The organism is Streptomyces sp. KL116D (assembly GCF_030766975.1).
GTDB lineage: Bacteria > Actinomycetota > Actinomycetes > Streptomycetales > Streptomycetaceae > Streptomyces > Streptomyces longispororuber_A.
In genome coordinates, this window is sequence record NZ_JASERH010000087.1 from 1 (window position 1) to 26,322 (window position 26,322).

22 protein-coding genes are annotated in these 26,322 nt (G+C 71.9%); 12 read left to right on the plus strand and 10 right to left on the minus strand.

All coding sequences use genetic code 11. From position 1 onward, the window contains the following. The first annotated feature begins 316 nt into the window (after window positions 1-316). From RBJ77_RS35040 to RBJ77_RS35055, 4 genes are all read left to right on the plus strand, one after another. Window positions 317-1,327, plus strand: a complete 1,011-nt coding sequence (locus RBJ77_RS35040) for a hypothetical protein (RefSeq protein ID WP_372348683.1) — start codon at window positions 317-319, stop codon at window positions 1,325-1,327. 5 nt (window positions 1,328-1,332) lie between these two features. Further along, entirely contained in the window at window positions 1,333-2,127 is a 795-nt protein-coding gene (locus RBJ77_RS35045) for an LON peptidase substrate-binding domain-containing protein (protein ID WP_372348684.1), read from the plus strand. A 17-nt stretch (window positions 2,128-2,144) separates the two neighbouring features. Then, window positions 2,145-2,648 carry a Cys-tRNA(Pro) deacylase gene (ybaK, locus tag RBJ77_RS35050; protein WP_255966240.1) on the plus strand — a complete coding sequence of 168 codons (504 nt, stop codon included), beginning with the start codon at window positions 2,145-2,147 and terminating at the stop codon, window positions 2,646-2,648. Window positions 2,649-2,926: 278 nt separating this feature from the next. Further along, the gene (locus RBJ77_RS35055) at window positions 2,927-3,868 is read left to right on the plus strand and encodes a dihydrodipicolinate synthase family protein (RefSeq protein ID WP_255966237.1); all 942 of its coding nucleotides are present in this window, start codon (window positions 2,927-2,929) and stop codon (window positions 3,866-3,868) included. Between the two features lie 19 nt (window positions 3,869-3,887). Here the strand turns inward: RBJ77_RS35055 and RBJ77_RS35060 are convergent, their stop codons facing one another. The 4 genes from RBJ77_RS35060 to RBJ77_RS35075 form a co-directional block, all read right to left on the minus strand. Beyond that, on the minus strand, window positions 3,888-4,568 hold the full coding sequence (locus tag RBJ77_RS35060; protein WP_372348685.1) for a DUF2567 domain-containing protein: 681 nt from the start codon (window positions 4,566-4,568) through the stop codon (window positions 3,888-3,890). 34 nt (window positions 4,569-4,602) lie between these two features. After that, window positions 4,603-5,427, minus strand: a complete 825-nt coding sequence (locus RBJ77_RS35065) for an ABC transporter permease (RefSeq protein WP_372348686.1) — start codon at window positions 5,425-5,427, stop codon at window positions 4,603-4,605. Beyond that, complete coding sequence (locus RBJ77_RS35070) at window positions 5,424-6,404, minus strand: ABC transporter ATP-binding protein (protein ID WP_255966222.1); 981 nt, start codon at window positions 6,402-6,404, stop codon at window positions 5,424-5,426. Before RBJ77_RS35070 ends, RBJ77_RS35065 begins: the two co-directional genes overlap by 4 nt. A gap of 222 nt (window positions 6,405-6,626) precedes the next feature. After that, window positions 6,627-7,865: an NYN domain-containing protein gene (locus RBJ77_RS35075; protein ID WP_372348687.1), complete on the minus strand. Its 1,239-nt coding sequence runs from the start codon at window positions 7,863-7,865 to the stop codon at window positions 6,627-6,629. 245 nt (window positions 7,866-8,110) lie between these two features. Here RBJ77_RS35075 and RBJ77_RS35080 point away from each other — a divergent pair, with 245 nt between their 5' ends. Further along, window positions 8,111-8,278, plus strand: coding sequence for a hypothetical protein (locus RBJ77_RS35080; protein ID WP_255966207.1), 168 nt, complete (start codon window positions 8,111-8,113; stop codon window positions 8,276-8,278). A gap of 81 nt (window positions 8,279-8,359) precedes the next feature. On the opposite strand, the gene dnaE is transcribed toward RBJ77_RS35080, so the two are convergent. Further along, window positions 8,360-11,902, minus strand: coding sequence for a DNA polymerase III subunit alpha (gene dnaE / locus RBJ77_RS35085; protein ID WP_372348688.1), 3,543 nt, complete (start codon window positions 11,900-11,902; stop codon window positions 8,360-8,362). Between the two features lie 176 nt (window positions 11,903-12,078). On the opposite strand from dnaE, the gene RBJ77_RS35090 reads away from it, so the two are divergent. From RBJ77_RS35090 to RBJ77_RS35110, 5 genes are all read left to right on the plus strand, one after another. Beyond that, on the plus strand, window positions 12,079-13,404 hold the full coding sequence (locus tag RBJ77_RS35090) for a DUF2252 domain-containing protein (protein ID WP_372348689.1): 1,326 nt from the start codon (window positions 12,079-12,081) through the stop codon (window positions 13,402-13,404). A gap of 37 nt (window positions 13,405-13,441) precedes the next feature. Continuing rightward, entirely contained in the window at window positions 13,442-14,137 is a 696-nt protein-coding gene (locus RBJ77_RS35095) for a hypothetical protein (RefSeq protein WP_372348690.1), read from the plus strand. A gap of 66 nt (window positions 14,138-14,203) precedes the next feature. Next, on the plus strand, window positions 14,204-15,022 hold the full coding sequence (locus RBJ77_RS35100; protein ID WP_372348691.1) for a thioredoxin domain-containing protein: 819 nt from the start codon (window positions 14,204-14,206) through the stop codon (window positions 15,020-15,022). Between the two features lie 75 nt (window positions 15,023-15,097). Continuing rightward, the gene (locus RBJ77_RS35105) at window positions 15,098-16,765 is read left to right on the plus strand and encodes an alkaline phosphatase (protein ID WP_372348692.1); all 1,668 of its coding nucleotides are present in this window, start codon (window positions 15,098-15,100) and stop codon (window positions 16,763-16,765) included. Between the two features lie 315 nt (window positions 16,766-17,080). After that, the gene (locus tag RBJ77_RS35110; RefSeq protein ID WP_372348693.1) at window positions 17,081-18,088 is read left to right on the plus strand and encodes a zinc metalloprotease; all 1,008 of its coding nucleotides are present in this window, start codon (window positions 17,081-17,083) and stop codon (window positions 18,086-18,088) included. Window positions 18,089-18,100: 12 nt separating this feature from the next. Here RBJ77_RS35110 and RBJ77_RS35115 read toward each other — a convergent pair whose 3' ends face one another. Then, window positions 18,101-18,670, minus strand: coding sequence for a dienelactone hydrolase family protein (locus tag RBJ77_RS35115; RefSeq protein WP_372348694.1), 570 nt, complete (start codon window positions 18,668-18,670; stop codon window positions 18,101-18,103). 62 nt (window positions 18,671-18,732) lie between these two features. Between RBJ77_RS35115 and RBJ77_RS35120 the strand changes: the two genes are divergently transcribed. Beyond that, window positions 18,733-19,842, plus strand: a complete 1,110-nt coding sequence (locus tag RBJ77_RS35120) for a mechanosensitive ion channel family protein (RefSeq protein WP_372348695.1) — start codon at window positions 18,733-18,735, stop codon at window positions 19,840-19,842. Window positions 19,843-20,047: 205 nt separating this feature from the next. Here RBJ77_RS35120 and RBJ77_RS35125 read toward each other — a convergent pair whose 3' ends face one another. Beyond that, window positions 20,048-21,634 (minus strand): Na+/H+ antiporter, encoded by a 1,587-nt coding sequence (locus RBJ77_RS35125; RefSeq protein ID WP_372348696.1) that lies wholly within the window; start codon window positions 21,632-21,634, stop codon window positions 20,048-20,050. Between the two features lie 225 nt (window positions 21,635-21,859). Between RBJ77_RS35125 and RBJ77_RS35130 the strand changes: the two genes are divergently transcribed. Then, the gene (locus RBJ77_RS35130) at window positions 21,860-24,157 is read left to right on the plus strand and encodes a glycoside hydrolase family 95-like protein (RefSeq protein WP_372348697.1); all 2,298 of its coding nucleotides are present in this window, start codon (window positions 21,860-21,862) and stop codon (window positions 24,155-24,157) included. A 68-nt stretch (window positions 24,158-24,225) separates the two neighbouring features. Here RBJ77_RS35130 and RBJ77_RS35135 read toward each other — a convergent pair whose 3' ends face one another. Genes RBJ77_RS35135 through lspA form a run of 3 tightly spaced genes read right to left on the minus strand, consistent with a single transcriptional unit; the run spans window position 24,226 to window position 26,313 of the window. Continuing rightward, on the minus strand, window positions 24,226-24,696 hold the full coding sequence (locus tag RBJ77_RS35135; protein WP_372348698.1) for a GNAT family N-acetyltransferase: 471 nt from the start codon (window positions 24,694-24,696) through the stop codon (window positions 24,226-24,228). After that, complete coding sequence (locus tag RBJ77_RS35140) at window positions 24,693-25,634, minus strand: RluA family pseudouridine synthase (RefSeq protein WP_255966177.1); 942 nt, start codon at window positions 25,632-25,634, stop codon at window positions 24,693-24,695. Before RBJ77_RS35140 ends, RBJ77_RS35135 begins: the two co-directional genes overlap by 4 nt. 58 nt (window positions 25,635-25,692) lie before the next feature. Next, window positions 25,693-26,313, minus strand: coding sequence for a signal peptidase II (gene lspA, locus RBJ77_RS35145; protein ID WP_372348699.1), 621 nt, complete (start codon window positions 26,311-26,313; stop codon window positions 25,693-25,695). Window positions 26,314-26,322: the final 9 nt, after the last annotated feature.

A 26,322-nucleotide genomic window follows, 5' to 3' on the forward strand; every position in this document is an offset into this window, starting at 1 on the left:
CGCACCTTCGCCCTCGCCCGCGTCCTCGCCCCTCGCCCCTCGCCCGCGCCCTCGCGCTCGCCCGCACCCGCACCCGCACCCCGGGCAATCTGCCGCCCACGACTCCCGCCCCGACCTCGCCCCGGCCTCCGCCTTGGGCAGTCTGCCGCCTGGGGCGGCAGGGTGGGCAAGGCGGCCCCCGGTGCCGCGCGACAAGGCGTCAGGGCCCCGCCCCGGTGCCATCGCCCAAACCGTTACCGCTCCGTAAGCAACCATCGGCCCGTTCCGACCGTCACCCCCAGCGCAACCATCGGAACGGCACGAGGAGGGCGCGGTCATGCCGCTACTGCGCGCCCTCGTCCGTACCGCGCGGATGATCCGGCACACCGGGCCCCTGGCCGACGGCCTCACCCCGGACGACGAGATCCTGCTCGACGCCCCGGACGACCGCCTCGCCCCGGCCCTGGTCGCCGCGGGCGCCGGCGACCCCGGCCCCGCCGCCAAGGTCCTCGCCCACACCCGGGAGGCCGCCGAGTGGGAGAACCGGGACCGCTACGTGCAGCGCCTCGCCGCGTTCGCCGCCGCCCGCCCCGAGTGGTTCACGGCCTGGCAGCGGACGACCCCGCACGACCCCGACCTGCTCCTGGTCAAGGCGGAGCTCGCCGTCACCCGCGCCTTCGCCTCCCCGGCCCGCGCCGAACTCCTGCGCGACGTCACCCCGCTGGTCCTGGCCGCGGCCGACGCCGACCCCGGCGACCCGGTCCCGTGGCGCATCGCCCTCGACCACGCCCGCGGCACGAACGCCCCGCACACCGCCTTCGAGGACGTCTGGGCGCAGGCGGTGCGCCGTTCCCCGCACCACTACGGCTGCCACGTCTCGGCCCTCCAGTACCTGTCGGCGGCCTGGTACGGCTCGCACGCGGAGTGCTTCGACTTCGCCGAGCGCGCCGCCCAGGACGCCCTGCCCGGCTCCCTCCTCCAGGCCCTCCCGGTCCGCGCCGCCCTCGCGTACCTGACCGGCGGCGCACCCCGGGGCGTCCCCCGCGCACGCCTGGACGCCGCCGCCGACCTCGCCGTCGAGCTCTCCGCGACGTACGCCGGCAGCGACCCCTGGCCCGCGGAGGTGCGCAACCTGCTGATCTGCGTCCTCGTCGAGCTGGAGCGCTGGCCGGACGCCCTGGCCCAGCTGCGGCTGGTCGGCCCGTACGCGACGTCGTTCCCCTGGGACCGCCTCGTGGACGACCCGCTGGCCCGGTTCCTGGAGCTGCGCGGCCAGGTGCGGCTGGAAGTCGCGGCGGCCCTGCCGCTGCTCGGCGGACCAGGCGGCTCCGGCGCCCATTACGCTTGACCGTCGTGACCACCGTCCGACTTCCGCTCTTCCCGCTCAACTCGGTGCTGTTCCCGGGGCTCGTGCTTCCGCTGAACGTCTTCGAGGAGCGTTATCGCGCCATGATGCGCGATCTGCTGAAGACCCCTCCTTCCGACCTTTCCGGCCCCGGGGACCCTGACGCCGACCCGGCCGTCTCCGACGAGCCCCGGCAGTTCGTCGTCGTCGCCATCCGCGACGGCCACGAGGTCGCGCCGAGCGCCGCCGGGCTGCCCGACGACGTCACGACCCGGGAGGCGGGCAGCGGCCCGGCCGCCGGTTTCGGCGACGACCCGATCGCGTCGTTCCACGCGGTCGGCTGCATCGCGGACGCGGCGACGATCCGGGAGCGCGCCGACGGCAGCTTCGAGGTCCTCGCCACCGGCACCCAGCGGGTGAAGCTGCACTCGGTCGACGCGTCGGGCGCGTATCTGACGGCCGAGGTCGAGGAGCTGCCGGAGGACGACGGCGACGAGGCGGGCGCCCTGGCGGAGGGCGTGCTGCGCGCGTTCCGCTCGTACCAGAAGCGGCTGGCCGGAGCGCGTGAGCGGTCGCTGACGACCGGCGCGGAGCTGCCGGACGAGCCGTCCGTGGTGTCGTACCTGGTGGCGGCCGCCGCGGTCCTCGACGTACCGACGAAGCAGCGGCTGCTCCAGGCCCCGGACGTGGCGTCGCGGCTGCGGGACGAGCTGACGCTGCTGCGCGCCGAGACGGCGATCATCCGGCACCTCCCGTCGCTGCCCGCGACGGACCTGACCAGACAGGCGACCAGCCTCAACTGACTTAAGGATCAGGCACGTTGGCGAAGAAGGCCAAGAAGCAGCAGCAGTCCGGCGGCACTCCGGCGACGGTGGCCCTGACCACCGCGGGGACGACCTTCACGGTCCACTCCTACGAGCACGACCCCGCGCACCCCTCGTACGGCGACGAGGCCGCGGAGGCCATGGGCGTCTCCCCCGACCGGGTCTTCAAGACGCTCGTCGCGGACGTCGACGGGCAGCTGACCGTCGCGGTCGTCCCGGTGGCCGGCCAACTCGACCTCAAGGCGCTCGCCGCGGCGGTCGGCGGCAAGCGGGCCGCGATGGCGGACCCGGCCCTGGCCGAGCGCACGACCGGGTACGTGCGGGGTGGCATCTCCCCGCTCGGGCAGCGCAAGAAGCTCCGTACGGTCATCGACGACACGGCGCGGCGGCACGACACGATCTGTGTCTCCGCCGGGCGCCGCGGCCTGGAGGTCGAGCTGGCGCCGGGCGATCTGGCGGCGCTCACCGAGGCCGTGCTCGCTCCCGTCGGACGCGCCTGACCTCTCGACGAACCCCCGCCCTTCGGCTAAGCACCAAGGACATGTCGAAGAAGACGCGCAAGCGCAAGTGGCGGATCAAGAAGGGCAAGGCCAACCACGGCCGCAGGCCCGCCTGACGAACAGCGCCGGCATGCTCGCGCACGGCGGCCGTCACGGCCGCCGTGCCCATGGTCATGGCCTCCTCGGACACCCTTGACATCACTTCGGCGTTGGCGCAGTGTCACCTCCGAACATCGGACATCCCACGTCCTACCTACTGCGACCAGGAGACCACCGCCATGCCTCTCCGCGCCCCGCTCCCCGCCCCGTTCCGCGGCGTCGTCCCGCCGCTGGTCACCCCGCTCACGCCGGAGGGCGAGGTGGACGTCGCGTCGGTGCGGCGGCTGGCCGAGCACCTCGTCGGGGCCGGGGTGCACGGCCTGTTCGTGCTGGGCTCCAGCGGGGAGGCCGCGTACCTCACGGACGCACAGCGCCGGACCGCGCTGGAAGCGGCGGTGGACGCGGCGGCCGGCCGGGTCCCGGTGCTCGCGGGCGTCATCGAGACGACCACGGCCCGCGTCCTGGACCGGGCGAAGGACGCGCTGAAGGCAGGCGCGGACGCGCTGGTGGCGACCGCGCCGTTCTACACGCGCACGCACCCCGTCGAGATCGCCGACCACTTCAGGCGGCTGCGCGCGGGCGCCGACCTGCCCCTGTTCGCGTACGACATTCCGGTCTCGGTGCACAGCAAGCTCAGCCGTGACACGGTCCTCGCGCTGGCCGCCGACGGCACGCTCGCCGGCCTCAAGGACTCCAGCGGCGACGAGGGCTCCCTGCGCCGGCTGCTGGCCCCGCTGCGCGCGGCGGCCCCGGCCTTCTCGGTCCTCACCGGCTCCGAACTCACGGTGGACGGCGCGCTGCTGGCGGGCGTCGACGGCGTCGTGCCGGGACTCGGCAACGTCGACGCCCACGGCTACGTACGTCTCTACGAGGCCGCGCGCGCGGGCGACTGGGACACGGCCCGCGCCGAGCAGGACCGGCTGGCCGCGCTGTTCGGGCTCGTGGACGCGGGCGATCCGGCCCGGATGGGCGGCTCCTCGTCGGCGCTCGGCGCGTTCAAGGCGGCGGTCCACCTCCAGGGCGTCATCGACTGCCCGGCGACCGCCGCGCCCCAGGTCCCGCTGGGCGAGACCGAGTTCGCGCACGTACGCCGCCACCTGACCGAGGCCGGCCTGCTGTGACGGCGGCCGCGCCCCGCGCTCATCCGGCGGGCGGCGCCGCCTCCGGGTGCCGTGGGGCGTAGTACCCGGCGTACGGGTCGGGGTCGCGCGGGCCGAACAGCCCGGTGAGCCCGAGGTGCACCACCATCGCGGCGAGCGGCCACGCGAGCAGCGCCCCCTTGGCCTTCAGCTCCAGGGGGGCGTCGAACACCACGCCCTTGCCGAGCGACTTCGCGTGGGCGGCGACGTCCTGGGTGGGCCCGAGCCAGATCCCGAACCGCCAGGCGAGGACCCCGCCGAGCAGCCCGCCCAGGGCGAGCGCCACGACGAGCGGGATCCCGCCGCGCTTGCGCCACAGGAAGACGGCGGCACCGGTCACGGCGCCGAACGCGAGTCCCAGCAGCGTGAACGTGCCGTCGATGCCGATGGCCTGTTCGCCCTCGGTGTCCTTGAGGTAGACCGCGGTGCTGTCCGAGACGAGCGGCACCCGGGGCGCCAGCCACAGCCACAGCGCGCCGAGCACCAGGCCGACGAGCGCGACCCCGACGGTGATGACGGCCGCTTCGCGCAGCTCGGTCCGCAGTCCGGGCCCCTCGTCCTCCTGCGCGGCGGCCGGAGCGGGCGGCAGATGCCCGGTCATCGGGTCGGGGGCCTGCCACGGGTCACTGTGCCCGTTGTCGTTCGGGGGCTGATGAGGCGGCGGCGTCAACGGTGCGGTCACCCTGACATCGTGCCAGGCGTCCGAGCCGGGCGCGTCACCGGACGGCTGCCCGGCGGTACGCCCAGGTCGCGACGGCCAGGGAGGCGACCCCGACCCCGGCGCAGACGCCCAGGTCGAGCAGGACGGTGGCCCAGTCGGGACGGTCGCCGAAGGTCCGCGCGAACGCCTCGACGCCGTACGTGGAGGGCAGCAGATCACGCGCGTACTGCACGAACTCCGGCATCCGGTCGGCCGGCAGCACCCCGAGGAGCAGCGCCGCCGACATGCCCAACTGGCCGAGGAGCGTGGCCAGTTCGGGTCGTGGCGCGAGCAGGCCGAGCGCGGCCCCGAGCCCGGAGAGCGCGGCCCCGGCGAGCGGGATCACGGCGGCGAGCACCCACAGGTGGGTGAGCGGCAGGTCGAACATGGCGCAGCCGACGACCGCGGTGACCACGGTCCCCGGCACGGTGAAGGAGGCGTAGGCGCCCGCGGCGCCGAGCACCACGGACGCGGGGGGCACCGGCAGCGTCGCGTAGTGGTCGAGTCCGCCGGCGGCCCGCAGCTGGCCGAAGTACTGGGCGAGCAGGTTGAGCGCGACGAACGCGACGACGAGGACCGCGGACCCGGCGACGACCGCCTGCGCCTCGCGGCCGCCCTGGTCGACGACGCCGCGCATCAGGATCATGATCCCGATGGACTGGAAGGTGGCGACGAAGAGCAGCGGGATGCGGGCGACCCGGGCCCGGGAGAGCTGGGCGCGGTAGACGGCACCGAGCGACGGCAGGAACTTCGCGCGGGGCGCGAGCCCGTCGTCGTGGGCGTCCGCCGGCACGGCCTCCACGGGACGCTCCCTGAGCGCCTCAGCCGATACGACACTCATGCCTTCACCAGGCCCTTCACGCCGCTGCGGCTGCCGCCGAGCGCCAGGTACACGTCTTCCAGGCTCGGCGTCGCGAGCGTGAAGTCGTCCAGGAAGTCGAAGGCCGGGCCGCCGGTGACGGCGGCGACGGCGCTGCGGGCCTCGTCGGGGGCGAGCCGCAGCGACCAGCGCCGGCCGGACTCGACGGCGCGCTCCCGCAGCCGCGCGACCTCGCTCAGCTCCATCGGCGCCTTCTCCCGCCACACCAGCTCGACCCGCACCTCACCGGCGACCCGCTCCTTGAGCCCGGCCGGGGAGTCGCAGGCGATGACCCGGCCCTGGTCGAGGACGGCGACCCGGTCGAGCACGGTCTCGGCCTCGATGACGTTGTGGGTGACGAGCAGCACGGTCGCACCGCGCTCGGCCCGGCGCCGGTCCACGGCCGCCCACACGGCGCGCCGTGCGACGGGGTCCATCCCGGTGGTCGGCTCGTCGAGCACGAGCAGGGGCCGCCGGCCGACCAGGGCGGCGGCGAAGCAGGCGAGCCGCCGCTGTCCGCCGGAGAGCTTCTTCAGGGGCCGGGCGGCGAGCGCGGTGAGCCCGAGCTCCTCCAGCACGTCGTCGCGCTCGGCCCGGGCGTCCTTGAGGCTGAGCCCGCGCAGCCGCCCGGTCGTCTCGGCGGCGAGGGACACGGTGAGCTCGTCGAGGGCGGTCGACTCCTGGCCGAGGTAGGCGAGGATCCGCGCGGCCCGCTCCGGGTACCGCACGATGTCGTGCCCGAGGATCTCCACGCTGCCGCTGTCCGGCCGCATCAGCCCGGTGAGCTGGCGCACGAGGGTGGACTTGCCCGCCCCGTTCGGCCCGAGCAGCCCGAAGATCTCTCCGCGCCGGATGTCGAGCCGCACGTCGTCGGTGGCCCGCACCGCGGGCGTCCCGGGCGCCCCGCGCCGCCCGCGCGCGGCGGGATACGTCTTGCTCAGCCCCCGTACGGCGCACACGACAGCGTCCCCTTTATGCTGCGGGGCGACTTCACCGGTGCGCGTACTCACGAGGAACGAGGGTACGGGGTCAAGGCCCGCACATCGCGCCCGGGTAGGGCAAAAGGCGCCCGAAGGAGCGCGGGGCCGTGTCGCCGGCGGGTCCGCCGCGGGGCGCGACCGGCCACGACGCACCCGCGGGCGCGACACGACGACACCGGGCAGACGCTCACGCGCGACCGGTCACCCGTCGCCCGCGGCGGCGTGCTCCGCGGAGGTCCGCACGTCGATCTCCCGCCAGAACCCGGCCCGGATCGCGTACCGGTCGTGCTCGTCGATCTGGTCGTCCTTGTGGGCGAGCAGCCCGAACCGCGCGGCGTAGCGCAGCAGCTCCCCGTCGATCCGGTGCGGCACCCGCGGATACATCGTGGCCAGTTTCGGCAGCAGGGCCTGATCGGCGAGTCGCTCCATCCACCGCCGGGCGAACACCTGCCCCACCTCGTAGGGGTCGCCGCCGACCGTGGTGATGTCCTCCTCGCGGTCGGCCCACCGCTGCTCGGCCGTGGTGAGCTGCGCGAGGGTCGGCAGGGACGCCGCCTCCGCGGGCTCCGCGCCGCCTCCCGGCCGCTCGACCCAGCCCTTGTCGGACGACCAGCGCAGCGTGGCGTTCGTGGGGTGCTGGGCGGCCTGGGCGCCGGGGGCGCGCAGGGCGGCGAGGTCCTTGGGCGTGGGCACGCCCTTGCCCGGTCCTGACCGGTCCTCCCCGTCGCTGCCGGTGCGGGCGGCCGGCGCGTGCTGCACGGCGGGCGTGTCGTCGGTGTCCTCCGCGGGGGGCCGGCCCGCCGCGGCGAGGGCCGACTCGGGCAGCGGGGCGGACAGGATCGCGGCGATCTCGGGGCGCGGGACGGGCGGCGGCGCGCAGATCCCGCCGAGTTCCTTGGCGCGGACGGCCTTGGTGATCCAGGTCCGGTCGAGCACCCGCCGCTCGTCGGCCTCGGCGACGAGGTCCTCGGACTGGTTGTAGTCGCCGTCGGCGGCCTGCACGGCCCAGAGGTGGACGGCGACGCCGTGCTCCTTGGCGGCCATCATGCCGGGGAGGAGGTCGCCGTCCCCGGTCACCAGGACCACGTCCGAGCAGGCGCGGTTGCGGGCCAGCTCCGTCAGCTCGGCGTGCATGGCCGCGTCGACGCCCTTCTGGGCCCAACGTCCGTCGCTGCGGGTCAGGGCGCCCAGCCGGACGGTGACCCGGGGCATGACGCGCAGCCTGCGGTGCTCGGGCTGCGGGACCCGGTCGGGCGCGCCGTCGAACCAGTAGATCCGCAGGAGCTGCCGCTCGGTCTCGGACTCGGCGCGCTCGCGCAGGCCCTGGATGAGGGCGGCGTGGTCGACATGGATGCGGGAGCGGGAGGGCTCGCCCGCGAGGAGGCTCGCGGCGGCCCCCAGCAGATACCCGGCATCCACCAGGACGATGCAACGGTCCACGCGATCCACCCTCTTTCGCCGACACGCCCGTGCGTTCGCTTCGGGTTTCCTTCGAGTCTGCCCGACCGCGCGGGGGTTAACGGCCCGAACTCGATCTTCGGCGTGGCGGATGCGGTGAAGGCCGTGCCGCTGCGCCCCGAGACCCCTTGTCACGCACGGTAATTCTCTGACATGCGACCTTTGTCGCCATATGTGAATCTGAAGCCGGCCCTGGCCCCTAGATCCCCCGCAGGAGGCAGATCACCATGGCCAAGAACCGCAAGCAGAATCGCAACCAGCAGAAGACCGCCGCGCAGTCCCAGGAGCAGCAGGCCCGGTCGTCCGCGATGGAGTCCGAGATGAAGTCGGCCGTCGAAGCGAACCCGGGGGACGTGGCCCGGAAGCACCGCGAGCGTCGCTTCGGCCACAACTGACGTACGCCGCACGGCACGCGGCACACAGCGAGGGGCGCACCCGGTCATCCGGGTGCGCCCCTCGCTCGTCGTCGGTGCCGGTCAGCCCGCCAGGCAGGACGGGCCGAGCAGCACCTTCAGGTCACCGAAGAGCGCCGGGTCGGGCTTCACCCGGTGCCGGTCGAGGCGCAGCACCGTGGTCTTGCGGGGGCCCTGGAGCTTGATCCGGACCTCGCTGTCGCCCCGGTGGTGGCTGAGGATCTCGCCGAGGCGGCTGACCATCGGCGGGGTCACCTTCAGGGCGGGGATGGTGAGGATCACCGGTGCGTTGGTGCCCGCGTTCGACAGGTCGGGGACCTGCATCTCCATGGCGACCAGGCGCGGCACGTCCTCCCGCTTGTCGAGCCGGCCCTTGACGAACACCACGGCGTCCTCGACGAGCTGGGTCGACACCAGCTGGTACGTCGCCGGGAAGAACATGCACTCGATGGAGCCGGCGAGGTCCTCGACGGTCGCGATCGCCCACGCGTTGCCCTGCTTGGTCATCTTGCGCTGCAGGCCCGAGATGATGCCGCCGACGGTGACGACGGCGCCGTCGGAGAAGTCGCCGCCGGTCAGCTGGCCGATGCCCGCGTCCGCCTTGTCGGACAGCACGTGCTCCAGGCCGAACAGCGGGTGGTCGGAGACGTACAGGCCGAGCATCTCGCGCTCCTGGGCGAGCAGGTACGTCTTGTCCCACTCGTCGGTGGAGAACTCGACGTCGAGTCCGAAGCCCGGCTCGTCGCCGGCGCCCTCGTCGCCCATCCCGCCGAAGAGGTCGAACTGGCCCTCGGCCTCCTTGCGCTTGACCGCGACCACGTTGTCGATCATCGGCTCGTACTGCGCGGTGAGGCCCTTGCGGGTGTGGCCCATCTCGTCGAACGCGCCGGCCTTGATGAGGGACTCGGTCGTCCGCTTGTTGCACGCGGCCGCCTCGACCTTGTCGAGGTAGTCGGGGAACGAGGCGTACTTCCCCTTGGCCTTGCGCGAGCGGATGATCGAGTCGACCACGTTCGTGCCGACGTTGCGGACGGCCTCCAGGCCGAACAGGATCACGTCGTCGCCCTGGGCGGCGAAGTTGTGCACCGACTCGTTCACGTTCGGCGGGAGCACCTTGATGCCCATGCGCCGGCACTCGTTCAGATAGACGGCGGACTTGTCCTTGTCGTCCTTCACGGACGTCAGCAGCGCCGCCATGTACTCGGCCGGGTAGTTGGCCTTCAGGTACGCGGTCCAGTAGGTGACCAGGCCGTACGCGGAGGAGTGCGCCTTGTTGAACGCGTAGCCGGCGAAGGGCACCAGGACGTCCCACAGGGCCTGGATCGCCGCATCGGAGTAGCCGTTCTTCTTGGCGCCCTCCTGGAACAGGACGAAGTTCTTCGCCAGCTCCTCGGGCTTCTTCTTGCCCATCACGCGGCGCAGGATGTCGGCCTCGCCGAGCGAGTACCCGGCGATGATCTGGGCGGCCTTCTGCACCTGCTCCTGGTACACGATGAGGCCGTAGGTGAGGCCCAGCGTCTCCTTCAGGGGCTCTTCGAGCTCCGGGTGGATCGGCGTGATCTCCTGGCGGCCGTTCTTGCGCTCCGCGTAGTTCGTGTGCGAGTTCATGCCCATCGGGCCCGGCCGGTACAGGGCCGAGACGGCGGAAATGTCCTCGAAGTTGTCGGGCTGCATCTGGCGCAGCAGCGAACGCATCGGGCCGCCGTCGAACTGGAACACGCCGAGCGTGTCACCGCGGCAGAGCAGTTCGAAGGTCTTCGGGTCGTCCAGCGGGAGCGAGAGCATCTCCAGGTCGACGCCCTTGTTGGACTTCACCATCTTGACGGCGTCGTCCATGATCGTCAGGTTGCGCAGGCCGAGGAAGTCCATCTTCAGCAGGCCGAGCGACTCGCACTGCGGGTAGTCCCACTGCGTGATGGTCACGCCGTCCGTGTGGCGCACCCAGATCGGGGCGTGGTCGACGATCGGCTCGCTGGACATGATGACGCCGGCGGCGTGCACGCCCATCTGCCGGACCAGTCCCTCGACGCCCTTGGCGGTGTCGATGACCTTCTTCACGTCCGGCTCGTTCTCGTACATCCCCCGGATCTCGCCCGCCTCGCTGTAGCGCGGGTGCTTGGGGTCGGTGATGCCGGAGAGGTCGATGCCCTTGCCGAGGACGTCGGCGGGCATCGCCTTGGTGAGGCGGTCGCCCATCGCGTACGGGTAGCCGAGCACGCGCGCGGAGTCCTTGATCGCGTTCTTGGCCTTGATCTTGCCGTACGTGCCGATCATGGCGACCTTGTCGGCGCCGTACTTCTCGGTCACGTACCTGATCACCTCGACGCGCCTGCGCTCGTCGAAGTCGATGTCGACGTCGGGCATGGAGACGCGCTCGGGGTTGAGGAACCGCTCGAAGATCAGGCCGTGCGTGATCGGGTCGAGGTCGGTGATGCCCATGGCGTACGCGACGATCGAGCCGGCCGCGGAGCCACGTCCCGGGCCCACCGCGATGCCGTTGTTCTTCGCCCACATGATGAAGTCGGCGACGACCAGGAAGTACCCCGGGAACCCCATCTGGATGATGATGTCCATCTCGTACTCGGCCTGCTTCTGCCGGTCCTCGGGGACACCGCCCGGGTAGCGGCGGTCCATGCCGACCCGGACCTCCTCCTGGAACCAGGTGACCTCGGTGAAGCCGTCCGGGATCTCGAACTTCGGCATGAGGTCGCGCTTCTCGAACATGCCGGTCGTGTCGATCTGCTCGGCCACCAGGAGCGTGTTGCGGCAGCCCTCCTGCCAGGCGTCCGAGGAGTCGACGGCGTACATCTCGTCGGTCGACTTCAGGTAGTAGCCCGTCCCGTCGAACCGGAAGCGGTCCGGGTCGGAGAGGTTCTTGCCGGTCTGGATGCACAGCAGGGCGTCGTGCGCGACCGACTCGTGCGCGTACGTGTAGTGCGAGTCGTTCGTCACCAGCGGCGGGATGCCGAGCTTCTTGCCGACCTCCAGGAGACCGTCGCGCACCCGGCGCTCGATCTCGATGCCGTGGTCCATCAGCTCCAGGAAGTACCGGTCCTTGCCGAAGATGTCCTGGTAGTCGGAGGCGGCCTGGAGGGCCTCGTCGAACTGGCCGAGGCGCAGTCGCGTCTGCAGCTCACCGGAGGGGCAGCCGGTGGAGGCGATCAGGCCCTCGCTCCACTGGGAGATCGTCTCCTTGTCCATGCGCGGCCACTTCTGCAGCCAGCCCTCGGCGTACGCGTCCGAGGACAGCTTGAAGAGGTTGTGCAGTCCCGTCTTGTTCGCCGCCCAGATCGTCTTGTGCGTGTAACCACCGGAACCGGAGACGTCGTCGCGCTTCTGGTGCGGCTGGCCCCACTGGATCTTCCGCTTGTTGCGCCGGGACTCCGGGGCGACGTACGCCTCGATGCCGATGATCGGCGTGACGCCCGCCTTCTGCGCGGAGTGGAAGAAGTCGTACGCCCCGTGGAGGTTGCCGTGGTCGGACATCGCGATGTGCGACATGCCCATCTCGTTGCACGCGTTGAACATGTCCTTCAGCCGCGCGGCACCGTCCAGCAGCGAGTACTGGGTGTGGACGTGCAGGTGCGTGAAGGGCGGCTTTGACACGGTGAGGGCCTCCATTGGCAAACGCGCGGCGACAGTCGGGGACAGCTTGGAAGTCTACGACCGGCGACTGACAACCGGCGGGCACTCCGGAGTACGGTCGGGCGTTGGACAGGGCAGAACACCTGTCTTGCGTGTCACACATCTCACGCACCATTTGCACCAGGAGGCACCGAGCGATGTCGGACCAGCAGCCCACCGCTGAGCAGCGCGGCGAGCAGATCCTCGCCGTCTTCGGCACCGCGTTCGGCGAGCTGCTCGCCGCCGACCCCGCCGCGTTCCGGGTGAAGTTCCGCAAGATGGCGTCGTCGGCCTTCGCCTTCTACCGCGGCACGGCGTGCCTCTTCTACCACGACGTCGAGCGCGAGCAGCACGGTGGCCCGTACCTGGACGACCGCACCAGCCGGGTGTGGATCCACGGCGACCTGCACGCGGAGAACTTCGGCACGTACATGGACTCCACGGGCCGCCTGATCTTCAACGTGAACGACTTCGACGAGGCCTACGTCGGCCCGTTCACCTGGGACCTCAAGCGGTTCGCCGCCTCCGTGGCGCTGGTCGGCTACTCCAAGGCGCTCAGCGACGACCAGATCACCGACCTGGTGCGCACGTACGCGGCGGCCTACCGCGAGCGCATCCACGCGCTGGCGACGGGCGCGAAGAACGACGAGGTGCCGCCCTTCACGCTGGACACGGCCGAGGGCCCGCTCCTGGACGCGCTGCGCGACGCCCGCTCGCTGACCCGTTTCGGGCTGCTCGACTCGATGACGGAGATCCGCGACTTCGAGCGCCGCTTCGCGCCGGGCGGCGGCTCCATCGAGCTGGACGCGGCGACGCGTTACAAGGTGCTGGCCGCGTTCGACGGCTATCTGGAGACGCTGCCCGAGTCGTCCCTCGCCCGCCCGGACTCGTACCGGGTGAAGGACGTCGTGGGGCGGCGCGGCATCGGCATCGGGTCGGCCGGCCTGCCCTCGTACAACATCCTGCTGGAGGGCAACAGCGACGCCCTCGAGAACGACGTGGTCATCTACATGAAGCAGGCCCAGACGCCGGCCGTGTCGCGGCACATCACCGACCCGGCGATCCGCGAGTACTTCCAGCACGAGGGCCACCGCACGGTCATCTCGCAGCGCGCGCTGCAGGCGCACGCGGACCCGTGGCTGGGCTGGACCGAACTGGACGGCTCCGGGCAGCTGGTCGCCGAGGTGTCGCCGTACGCGGTGGACCTGGACTGGGGCGACATCGACGACCCGGAGGAGATCGCGGCGGTCGTCGCGGACCTCGGCCGGGCCACGGCGACGATGCACGCGGCGGCGGACGACCTGTCGGGCCAGTCGCTGGTGCCGTTCTCCACGGAGCGCGCCATCGACGCGGCGATCGCCGCCGACGAGGACGGGTTCGCGGGCGTCCTGGTCGACTTCGCGCACTCCTACGGGGCACGCGCGCGTGCGGACCACCAGATCTTCGTGGACCTGTTCCGCAACGGCCGGATTCCCGGTCTATAACGCACAGGCACCCTTTAGGCATCGCTTACAGGAACCCATGGCACACTCCTCGGCGATGGACGAGATATCCGGGACCCAGCTCAGAGCCGTGCGCGCGGCGCTCTTCACGGCACTCGTCGTGACGCTCTCCGCCGCGTCGCACGTCCTGCTGTCCCGGGTCCCCCTGCCGCTGCCGACGGTCGCCGCGATCGCCGGCGCGGTCTTCGTGATCGCGTACGCGCTCGCCGGGCGCGAGCGCCGCTTCGGCCGGATCGCGGCGCTGCTCGTGCCGCTGGAGCTGGCGGCCGACACGGTCTTCACCACGGGCCAGCACGTCTGTTACGGCGAGGCGGGCGGCCCGGTCGCGGGCACCCTGCGCTCGTTCGGCTTCGACGTGCTGTGCGCGGGGAACGTCGGGACGCCGCTGGCACGGATGGCCGGCGGCACCGACCGGGCCGCGGCCCTGCTCGCCCACTCCGACCCGGCCGCGTCCTGGCTGCTGCTCGGCGCGCACGTCACGGTCGGCCTGCTCGCGGCCGCGTGGCTGCGCCGCGGCGAGCAGGCGCTGGCCCAACTGCTGCGGGCGGTGGCCGCGTTCACGTTCCGGCCGCTGCTGCTCGCCTGCGCCGCGGTCACCGCACACCGGGAGCCCGCGGCCCCCGGCACGCGCCCCGCCGCCCGCGTGGCGGCCGCGCACACCCGGATCTGGGTGCACTCCGTGGGACGGCGCGGACCGCCGTGCCTGGCCGCCTGAGCCCTCCCGGGCCGGGCCCAGCGCACGACAGTCCCCCCTCTTTCACGAATCTACGGAGTACGGATCATGAGCAAGCGCAACAGTCAGCAGGCGAAGACGGCGGCCCGTGAGCGGCTGCGCGTCGAGCGCGAGCGCCAGGCGAAGAAGGACAAGGCGAAGCGCCAGTCGATCGTCGCCGGTTCCATCGTGGGTGTCCTCGCGATAGCCGGTGTCGTCAGCTACCTGGTGGTGCAGGGCAACGAGCCGTCCTACTGGGACGCCGCGAAGGACCAGGCCCTGGTCGCCCCGAAGAACACCACGGGCAAGAACAACACCACGGTCACGCTGGGCAAGGACTCCGCGAAGAAGACCGTCGTGGCCTTCGAGGACTCGCGCTGCCCGGTCTGCGCCTCCTTCGAGCAGACGGTCGGCACGACCGTGAAGAAGGACATCGACGACGGCAAGTACAAGCTGCAGTACGTCGGCGCCACCTTCCTCGACACCAACCTCCAGGGCGAGGGCTCCAAGAACGCGCTGAGCGCGCTGGGCGCCGCTCTGAACGTCTCCAAGGACGCCTTCTGGGACTACAAGGAGGCGCTGTACTCCAAGAAGTGGCACCCGGAGGAGACCGACGACAAGTTCAAGGACGACGCGTACCTCATCAAGGTCGCGAACACCGTCCCCGAGCTGAAGAACGACAAGGCCTTCCAGAAGGACGTCAAGGACGGCACCTTCGACAAGTGGGCGCTGGAGATGTCGAAGAACTTCGACGACAACAAGTTCGGCGTGCAGGGCACTCCGTCCTTCGTCGTGGACGGCAAGAAGATCACCGGTTCCGACGGTGAGAACGCGCCGATGACGGTCGAGGAGTGGAACGCGGCGGTGGACAAGGCGCTCAAGGCGTGACGCGTGGCTGAAGGGCGGGCGAACTCTTCCGGTTCGCCCGCCCTCGGCATGTACCGGTCAGTAAGGTGGTCGGCCGTGACCAGTCGATTCCCTGAAGTGCCGCGGAACGCGGCCAACTCCCTTGCCCCGCGCCGCCGTACGGTCGTGAAGGCCGCGGCCGCCGGCGCCGTGCTCGCCGCCCCGCTCGCCTCGGCGGCCTCCGCCCGGGCCGCCGAGGCGCCCGCCTTCCTGCACGGCGTCGCGTCCGGCGACCCGCTGCCCGACGGCGTCCTGCTGTGGACCCGCGTGACGCCCACCGCGGCGGCGGTGCCCGGTTCGGGCCAGGGCCCGGACACCCGGGTGAGCTGGGAGATCGCCGAGGACAAGGCGTTCGGCACGGTGGTGGGCCGCGGCACCGCGACCGCGAGCGCCGCTTCGGACCACACCGTGAAGGCCGATGTGCGGGGCCTTCGCCCGGCGAGCGTCTACTACTTCCGCTTCTCCGTGGGTGACGCGTACTCGCCGGTGGGCCGCACCCGCACCGCGCCGGCGGCCGACGCCTCCGCCGCGGGCCTGCGCTTCGGCGTGGTGTCCTGCGCCAACTGGGAGGCGGGCTGGTTCTCCGCGTACCGGCACCTGGCCGCCCGCACCGACCTGGACGCGGTCTTCCACCTCGGCGACTACCTCTACGAGTACAGGACGGGCGAGTACCCCGAGGCGAAGTACACCGTCCGCCCGCACCAGCCCGCCCACGAGATCGTCTCGCTCGCCGACTACCGGATCCGGCACGGCCTGCACAAGACGGACGACGACGTGCGGGCGATGCACGCCGCGCACCCGCTGATCGCGATCTGGGACGACCACGAGTTCGCCAACGACGCCTGGTCGGGCGGCGCCGAGAACCACACGCCGGGCACCGAGGGCGACTGGGCGGCCCGCCAGCAGGCGGCCAAGCAGGCCTACTTCGAGTGGATGCCGGTCCGCGCGTCGACCGCGGGCACCGTCTACCGCCGGCTGCGCTTCGGCAAGCTGGCCGATCTGCACCTGCTGGACCTGCGCTCGTTCCGCTCGCAGCAGTCGAGCGTCGGCAACGGCGACGTGGACGACGCGGACCGCACGATCACCGGCCGCGCCCAGCTCGACTGGCTGAAGTCGGGGCTCGCCGCGTCCGACGCCCGCTGGAAGCTGGTCGGCACCTCGGTGATGATCTCGCCGGTCGCCTTCGGCGCGCTGCCCGCCCACCTCCTGGGCCCGCTCGCGGAGTTGCTCGGCCTGCCCAAGGAGGGCCTGGCCATCAACGTCGACCAGTGGGACGGCTACACGCACGACCGCAAGGAGCTCATCTCGCACCTGCGCGAGAAGGGCATCCGCGACACCGTCTTCCTGACCGGCGACATCCACATGGCGTGGGCGAACGACGTACCGGTGACGGCCGGCACGTATCCGCTCTCGCCGTCCGCGGCCACGGAGTTCGTCGTCACGTCGGTGACGTCGGACAACCTCGACGACATCCTGCACGTCGCCCCCGACACGCTCTCCACGGTCGCCGAGGGCGCCGTCAAGGCGGCCAACCGGCACGTGAAGTGGCTGGACATGGACTCCCACGGCTACGGCGTCCTGGACGTCACGGCGGAGCGCGCGCAGATGGACTACTACGTGATCTCCGACCGCACGGACAAGAACGCCACGACCTCCTGGAAGCGCTCGTACCGCACGCTCAGCGGCACACAGAAGGTCGAGCGCGTCGACGCACCCGTGCGGTGATGGCTGTGCGCTGAATTCCGGCCACCGGCAAGAGCGTTACCAGCAGATGACGCCGCTCACGGTGGGTGGTGCGTGCGCGACCTCGCGCGGGTCCGAATACGGACACACCACCCACCCCGGTAACCCCTGCCGTTACGTCCGCGTCTCAAACTCCGGACGCCCGGCGAATTTCTTCTCCCGCTTGCCCCGGTTTGCCGGGCACAACTCCGTGATCGACGCGACCAGTTCCCTGCTCTTCCTGACGTGACATGACCACGTAATCTCCCGGCGGCGGCGAGGAAGTCCCTCCCCGCTCGCGTCCGCGAGGAGCCCAGAATGACCTCCCTCACCCCGAACACCCCGATATCCCCGCGCCTGCGCCGCCGGCTGCTCGGCACCGCGGTGCTGGCCGGAACCCTGGCCCTGGTCCCGCTCTCCGCCCCCACCGGCAGCGCCGCCGCCACGAAGACCACGGCCGCCGAGAAGTGCGCGACCGACACGAACGCCCTCGCCCGCGAGAAGAAGCCGACCGGCGCCGGCCACGCCCAGGAGCCCAACGAACTCACCGCGACGCAGGCCAAGGCCATGGACGCGGCCCTGCAGAAGAGACTCGACAAGCTGCGCGCCGAGGGCACCCTGGAGGGGGGCCTGAGCGCCGCGGCGTCGACCACGATCCCGGTGTACGTGCACGTGATCCACGACGGCACGACCGGCAAGCTGTCGGCCACGTCGATCGCCAACCAGATCAGCGTCCTGAACGCCGCCTACAGCGGGCAGGGCACCGGCAACACCGACTCCGGCTACCAGTTCCAGCTCGTCGCGACCGACTACACGGACAACGCCTCCTGGTACAACGGCATCACCCCGGGCTCGGCCGCCGAGAAGTCGATGAAGACCACGCTGCGCAAGGGCGGCGCGAACGCGCTGAACTTCTACACCGCGAACCTCGGCCAGGACCTGCTCGGCTGGGCGACCTTCCCGTCCTCGTACAAGTCGAACCCGTCCGACGACGGCGTGGTCGTCCTCGACACCTCGCTGCCCGGCGGCTCGGCCACGAACTACAACGAGGGCGACACCGGCACCCACGAGATCGGCCACTGGATGGGGCTGTACCACACCTTCCAGGGCGGCTGTAACGGCAACGGCGACTACGTCTCCGACACCCCGGCCGAGAAGAGCGCCGCGTTCGAGTGCCCGACCGGGCGCGACACCTGCACGAACAAGACGGGTGTCGACCCGATCCACAACTTCATGGACTACACGTACGACTCCTGCATGTACCAGTTCACCGCGGGTCAGGTGCAGCGCATGAAGGACAGCTGGACGGCGTACCGGGCGGGCTAGGCCCGGTATCCGCTAGAGGGTCTCCAGGAAGCCGAGCGCCACCCGCCAGGTGGCCTCGGCGGCCTCCTCGTCGTAGTCCGGCAGGTCGGGGTCGGTGAAGAGGTGGCCCGCCCCGGCGTAGCGGTAGACCTCCACGTCGGCGCCCGCGCGCCCCATCTGGAGGTACCAGGTGTTCAGCCAGTCGTCGGTCTCGAAGGCGTCGGGCGAGGCGACGTGCAGCTGCACCGGGAGCTCGTCCACGGTCGCGTTCTCGGCGATGTCGGACGTGCCGTGCAGGAGCAGCAGCCCCCTGGCCTTCTCGTCGCCGAGGGCGAGGGTCTGCGCGGTCGCGGCGCCCAGCGAGAAGCCCGCGTAGACCAGGCCGCGCTCGGAGTAGGGGGCGGCGGCCAGGACGGCCCGCTTGAGCAGCTCGTCCTTGCCGATCTCGTCCTGGTGCGCCATGCCCTCCTCGACGGTGTCGAAGGTGCGGCCCTCGAAGAGGTCCGGGGTCCACACCTCGTGCCCGGCGGCGCGCAGCCGGTCGGCCGCGGCCTCCACGGCGGGCCGCAGACCGTACGTCGAGTGGAAAAGCATGATGTTCATGAGGCCCATGGTGCCAGGAACGCCACAGGTTAGACGTGGCCGATCCCGGTTACCGTCGTTGCATGGAGAACGTACTGCGCCCACTGATCGTCGTCGGTGGTTCGGTCGTCATCACCCTGCTGGTGGGCTGGGCCGTCGACCGTCTGCTGCAGCGCGCCGACCGACGTCACCACGACACCCCGCTGTGGGGTCTGCTGCGCCGCTGCCGTCTGCCCCTTCAAGTCGTGCTCTGCGCGGCCCTGTTGAGAGGGTCGTACGACCAGGCGGAGATCGCCCCCGAGCACTCCCCCGCGATCGGCCGGGCGCTGAGCCTGGTCCTGATCGGCGCCACCGCCTGGCTGGTGATCCGGATCGCCGCCGCGGTCGTCGAGTCGTCCTACGCCCGGTACGCCACCGCGCACCGCGATCCGGCCCGGGTCCGCCGGGTGCGCACCCAGGTCACCCTGATCCAGCGGATCGTGTCGGCGATCGTCATCGTCGTGGCGCTGGCCGCGATGCTGCTGACCTTCCCCGCGTTCCGGGCGGCGGGCGCCTCGCTGCTCGCCTCGGCCGGCATCCTCGGCATCGTCGCCGGTGTCGCCGCCCAGTCCACGCTCGGCAACCTCTTCGCGGGCCTGCAGATCGCCTTCGGCGACATGGTCAGGATCGGGGACACCGTCGTCGTGGACGGCGAGTGGGGCACGGTCGAGGAGATCACGCTCACCTTCCTTGCCGTGCGCACCTGGGACGAGCGCCGGATCACGATGCCCGTGTCGTACTTCACGTCGAAGCCGTTCGAGAACTGGTCGCGCGGCGGCGCCCAGATGACCGGCACCGTCTTCTTCCACCTCGACCACAGCGCGCCCGTGCCGCTGATGCGCGAGAAGCTGCACGACGTCCTGCGCGAGTGCGCGGCCTGGGACGGCCGGGACTGGGGCCTGGCGGTGACCGACACCACGCCCAGCACCCTCCAGGTCCGCGCCCTGGTCACGGCCAAGGACGCGGACGACATCTGGACGGTGCGGGTCACGGTCCGCGAGCAGCTGGTCCGCTGGCTGGCCGAGCAGCACCCGTACGCGCTGCCGCGGATCAACACGGCGACCGCCCTGATCGCCCCCGACGAGATGGCCGCGGCCCTCCCGGACCACGTGCTCCTGCGCGACGGCCGGGCCCCGCGCACCGGGCGCGGCTGACCCGTCGCCCGGGGAGGGGGAACGGCGGGCGCTAGGGCCTGTCGTCACACTCCCGTCGTCGCCCGCAGGGCGGCCCCGCGGCGTCTGGTGCGTGCGATCGCAAGGCGCCGGAAGGTCCTGGTAGCGGAGCTGCTCGGGCCTTTCGGCAACGCGGCGAGCGTGCGTGCCAGACGCCGCGGGGCAGACGGGAGTGTGACGACAGGCCCTAGCGAAGGCTCCGCACGTCCAGCTGCCGCAGCACCCGGTCGACCACCTCGGGGTCGGCCCCGGGTTCGCTGCGGGCGGCCAGCACCTCGTGCCGCGCCGCGGACATCATCTCGCCCTGGATGCGGCGGACCCGCTTGATCCGGGCGTACCGCTTCGCCTGCGACTCCCGCCGCTCCTCCGCGCCCATCTCGGGGTTGATGCGGAGCCCGATGTCGTAGGCCCTGCGGAGCATCTGCTCCTGCACCTCCTCGGGCAGCTCCTCGACCTCCTCGATCTCCTTGAGCCGGCGCTTGGCCGCCTTCGCGGCGCGCAGCGCGAGGACCTTCTCGTACTCCTGCTCGGCCTCGGTGTCGGCCCGCACGCGCAGCTTCCTGACCAGCCAGGGCAGGCTCAGGCCCTGGAGCACGAGGGTCGCCATGATGACCCCGAAGGCGATGAAGACGATCTCGTCGCGGTCCGGGAAGGGCGAGCCGTCGTCCATGGTGAGCGGGATGGCGAGGGCCAGTGCCACGGAGGCCACGCCGCGCATCCCCGACCACCACATGACGACGGTCTCCCGCCAGCTCACCGGGATCTCCTCGTCGACGTCGCGCCGCGCGTGCAGCCGCTGCGTCACCCAGGTCATCGGCAGCAGCCACAGCAGCCGGACGACGATGACGACCCCGACGACCGCCGCCGCCCAGCCCAGCATCTCGCCCCAGCGGCCGGACGCGGTCCTGATCACGTTGTGCACCTCCAGGCCGATGAGGCCGAAGGCGACGCCGGTGACGAGGGTGTCGACGACGTCCCAGAAGGCGCGGCCGGTGAGCCGGGTGAGGACGTCGTCCGCGTCGAAGGCGTGCTCGGCCAGGAACAGGGCCGTGGTCAGGACGGCGAGCACGCCCGAGCCGTGCAGCTCCTCGGCGAGGACGTAGGAGGCGTACGGGATGAGCAGGGTGAGGCCGATCTGCAGGGTGGCGTCGCCGAGGTAGCCCATGAGCTTGTTGGCGCCCCAGCCGAGGGCGAAGCCGACGGCGACGGCGACGACCGCGGACAGCACGAGTTCGAGCGCGGCCCGCGGTGCGGAGAAGCTGCCGCTGACGGCGGCGGCGATCGCCACGTGGTAGAGCACGATCGCGGTCACGTCGTTGAACAGACCCTCGCCCTCCAGGATCGACACCATGCGCCGGGGCAGCCCGAGCTGCCCGGCGACGGCGGTCGCCGCGACCGGGTCGGGCGGCGCCACGAGCGCGCCCAGCGCGACGGCGGCGGCGATCGACAGACCGGGCACGACCGCGTTCGCCACGACGGCGACGGCGGCCGTGGTGACGAAGACGAGGGCGACGGCGAGCAGGAAGATCGGCCGTTTGTTGGCCGCGAACTGACGCCATGACGTGCGGTGCACGGCCGCGTAGAGGAGCGGTGGCAGCACGAGCGGCAGGATCAGGTCGGGCTGGATGTCGACGTTCGGTACGGCGCGGATCAGGGCGAGGACGATACCGAGGAGCGTCATCAGGACCGGCGCGGGCAGCCCGAGCCGGTCGCCGAGCGGAACGCTCAGCACGGCCCCCAGCAACAGCACGAACAGCAGGGCCAATTGATCCACGGGTGCTCCGACCAGGTTCGACGATCAGGGACGTTCCAGCCCCAAGAGTGCCACGCACATCCGGGCAAACCACCCTCGGGGCTTTGCACCCCCTCCGATGTCTGCGGCATTTGTGCCACCGGAAGTCACGCGAGAGGTCTTCCGGTGCGGACGGGGCGCGGGCACTATGCGGGGTGCACGAATTCATGGACCGGAACAACTGCCACGTACCTGACCGGAGTTCGTATGCCCCGACTCACCCGCAGACACTTCATCGCCGCCAGCACGGCCACGGCATCGGCCGCGGCCTGGACGGCGGCCTCGCCCACGGCGTGGGCGGCCGCCCCGGACCGGCCGGGCCCTGATCCGTACGAGCGGATCGCCCGCGCCGCGGCCATGAACTGGCGCCGCCTGCCCACCGGTTGGCAGGACGCCCCCTTCCTCGCCGACGGCCGGCTCGGCGCCCAGCTCTACCGGGGCGGAACGGCGAACACCCTCAAGCTGATGCTCAGCCACACCGAGGTCCAGGACCAGCGCGGCCAGTGGCGCGGCGGCATCGGCTTCTCCCGCCTCCCCGTCGGCCACTTCACGCTCACCCTCGCCGGCGACGTCACGGCCGTCGACTGGACCCTCGACCCGTACGACGCCGAACTGCGCGGCACCGTCACCACCACGAGCGGCAGCCTCGCCTTCACGGCGCTGGTGCACAACGACACGTCGACGCTGCTCGTCTCGACCCGCCCCAGCCCCGGCGAGGAGGCCGCGGCCTGGACGTTCCAGTGGCTCCCGGCGGCGACCACCCGCACGTCCGGCAAGCCCGAGGACTACACGCCGAACCCGGACCCCACGGTCACCGACTCGCACGTCCAGCAGCCGCTGATCGCGGGCGGCGGCTGGACCACGGCCTGGCGCGAACGCCGCGCAGGGACGGGCCGGCTGCTCGCCGCCCACGTGGCGTACCGCGCCTCGGGCGACGTGGCGGAGACGACACGGGCCGCGCACGACCGGGTCGACCGCGCCCTGACCACCGACCCGGACGAGCAGGTCGAGCGGCACCGCCGCTGGTGGCACCGCTTCTACCACCGCAGCCTCCTGTCGGTCCCCGACAAGCGCCTCCAGGCCTTCTACGTCCTCCAGCTCTACAAACTCGCCGCCGCCACGCGCGCGGGCGGCCCGACGATCTCCGAGTGGGGCCCGTGGTTCCCGGAGATCGGCAACAACTGGACGGCCGTGTGGTGGAACCTGAACGTCCAGATCGGCATGGCGCCGATCCACGGCTCCAACCACCTCGAACTCGACTCGGTCACCAGCACGTTCGCCCGGTACGAGAAGAACCTGCCCACGTCGGTCCCGGCCGCGTACCGGGACGGCGAGAGCTACGCGCTCGGCCACCCCTCGGACTGGCAGCTGCGGGCGGGCGACACCTACGACGTCGGCGCCCCGGGCAGCGACCACGTCTCCGACAACTTCGGCAACCTCACCTGGGCGATGCACAACGTCTGGCAGACCTACGCCCACACCCAGGACACGGCGGTCCTGCGGGACACGCTCTTCCCGATCCTGACGAACGCGATCAACTTCTACGCCCACTTCCTCCACGAGGGCCCCGACGGGAAGCTCCACCTCCTCCAGACCCGCTCCCCCGAGTACGCCGACGCCGAGGACTGCACGTACGACCTGTCCCTGATCCGGTGGGGCGCCCGCACCCTCCTGCGGACGGCGCGCATCCTGCGCACGGACCACCCCAAGGCGCCGCTCTGGCGGGACATCGCCGCACGCCTGACCCCGTACGCCGAGGACCCGGCGGCCGGCGTCATGATCGGCAAGGACGTCCCGCTGGCCGGCTCCCACCGCCACCACTCGCACCTGCTGTGGCTCTACCCGCTCCGCGAGCGCAGCTGGGACCGCCCGGCCGACCGGGACGTGATGGCGCGCAGCACGGCCCACTGGGTCTCGATGCAGCAGCTCTGGCACGGCTACAGCTACGCGACGGCGTCCTCGATGTACTCGGTCATGGGCGAGCCCGAGAAGGCCCTCGACTTCCTGACCTTCTTCACGGACCTCGGCGCCGTCGCCGACTGCGCGATGACGCCGAACACCATGTACCGCGAGGGCAGGAACTTCGCCCTGGAGAGCCCGCTGTCGGCGGCCCAGTCGATGCTGGACATGGCGGTGCAGAGCCACGAGGGCGTGCTCAAGGTGTTCCCGTCGGTCTCGGAGCGCTGGCCGGACGCGTCGTTCGCGGCGCTGCGCACCCAGGGCGCGTTCCTGGTGGACGCGGACCGGGAGGCGGGCCGGACGCGCTCCGTCCGGGTCCACAGCGAGGCGGGCGCACCGCTGACGCTGGAGCACGGGATCCGGGGGGACATCTCCGTACGCGACGACAGGGGCAGGCAGCTGCACTGGCGGGAAACGGCCCCCGGCCGCATCACCGTCCGGCTGCCGCGCGGCGCGACGGCGTCGATCACACCGAAGAACTCGGCGGTGGCCGCTCCCCGCGACGTCCCGTCCCTCGGCGAACGGACGGGGTGGGGGCTGCCCTAAAAGGGGCCCGGGCGCGGGGCCCGGAGCACCGCGCGAGCGGCCGACCGGTCACCCGCGCGGCGCGGCGCTCAGCCGATGGTCTTCCGCATCGCCCGGTGCGGGATCCCCGCATCGGGAAACTCCGGCCCGTACGCGACGTACCCGAGACGCTCGTAGAACCCCAGCGCATGGGTCTGCGCGTGGAGGTCCACCGCGACGAGCCCCCGCTCCCGGGCGGCCAGCTCGATCGCCGCCACCAGGGCCGCGCCGACGCCGAGGCCGCGCGCGGCCTTGGCCACGGCGAGACGCCCGAGGGCGCCCACGTCCGCGGCGCCGCCGTTCTTCACGGCGGCGGCGTCGCCGGTCAGCAGCCGGCCGGTGCCGAGCGGCAGCCCGTCGTCCCGGACGGCCAGCACGTGCACGGCCCCCGCGTCGTACGCGTCGTACTCGATGTCCTCGGGCACGCCCTGCTCACCGACGAAGACGTCCCTGCGCACCGCGAAGCACGCCGCGCGGTCGGCCTCCTCCTCGGCCACCCGGATCGCGAACCCGGCGGTCACGAGCTCTCCGCCCGCACCCGGTCGAGCGCCGTCTGCAGGTCCTCGGGGTACTCGCTCGCGAACTCGACCCACTGCCCGTCGCCCGGGTGCTCGAAGCCGAGGCGCACCGCGTGCAGCCACTGCCGGGTGATGCCGAGCCGCTTGGCGAGCGTCGGGTCCGCGCCGTACGTCAGGTCGCCGACGCAGGGGTGCCGGTGCGCGGACATGTGCACGCGGATCTGGTGCGTGCGGCCCGTCTCCAGCTTGATGTCCAGCAGGGAGGCGGCCCGGAAGGCCTCGATGAGGTCGTAGTGCGTCACGGAGGGCTTGCCGTCCGCCGTGACCGCCCACTTGTAGTCGTGGTTCGGGTGCCGGCCGATGGGGGCGTCGATCGTCCCGCTCATCGGGTCCGGGTGGCCCTGCACCAGCGCGTGGTAGCGCTTGTCCGGCACGCGCTCCTTGAACTGGCGCTTCAGCGACGTGTACGCCCGCTCCGACTTGGCGACGACCATCAGGCCCGAGGTGCCGACGTCGAGGCGGTGCACGATGCCCTGGCGCTCGGCGGCGCCGGACGTGGAGATCCGGTACCCGGCGGCGGCGAGCCCGCCGATCACCGTCGTCCCGGTCCAGCCGGGGCTGGGGTGGGCGGCGACCCCGACCGGCTTCACAATCACGACGATGTCGTCGTCGTCGTGCACGATCTCCATGCCCTCGACGGGCTCGGCGACGATCTGCACCGGAGCGGGCGCCTGCGGCATCTCCACTTCCAGCCAGGCGCCACCGTGCACCCGCTCGGACTTGCCCACCACCGAACCGTCGACCGCGACCTTCCCGGCGGCGGCGAGCTCGGCGGCCTTGGTGCGGGAGAAGCCGAACATGCGGGAGATGGCGGCGTCGACGCGCTCGCCCTCCAGGCCGTCGGGCACGGGCAGGGTACGGATCTCGGGACTTGTACTCACGCATCGAGTATGCCGGAGCGCACCGACACTCCCGACCGCCAACCCCGTGACCAGGGGCTCAGTCCTTGTGAACCGTCCCGTCCGGGTCGATGCCGCGGAAGGACAGCAGCACGATCAGGATGCCGCCGCACACGATCGCGGAGTCGGCGAGGTTGAACACCGGGTAGTTCTTCGGCGCGATGAAGTCGACCACGGCGCCCTCGAAGACGCCGGGCGCGCGGAAGATCCGGTCCGTGAGGTTGCCGAGCGCCCCGCCGAGCAGCAGCCCCAGCGCGATCGCCCAGGGCAGGCTGTAGAGCTTCCTGGCCAGGCGCGCGATCACCACGATCACCGCGGCGGCGATCACGGTGAAGATGATCGTGAACGCCTCACCGATGCCCCAGGCGGCGCCGGGGTTCCTGATCACCTCGAGCTTCAGCCAGTCACCGAGGATCTCGATGGACTCGCGGTGCTCCAGCTCGGCGACCACGATCAGCTTGCTGACCAGGTCCAGGGCGTACGCCAGCGCGGCCACCGCGAACAGCACGGCGATGCGCCGCCTGCCCTTGGGCCGCTCGGCGCTCTCCTCGGCCGGGGCCGTGGTCTCCGCGGTCTCCGCGGCCTCCCCGGCCTTCTCCGGCTCGGCTGCTCCCGCCTCAGGGGAATCCGGCGTACCGATGACGCGCTCCGCTTCTGCCACGTGAGTCCC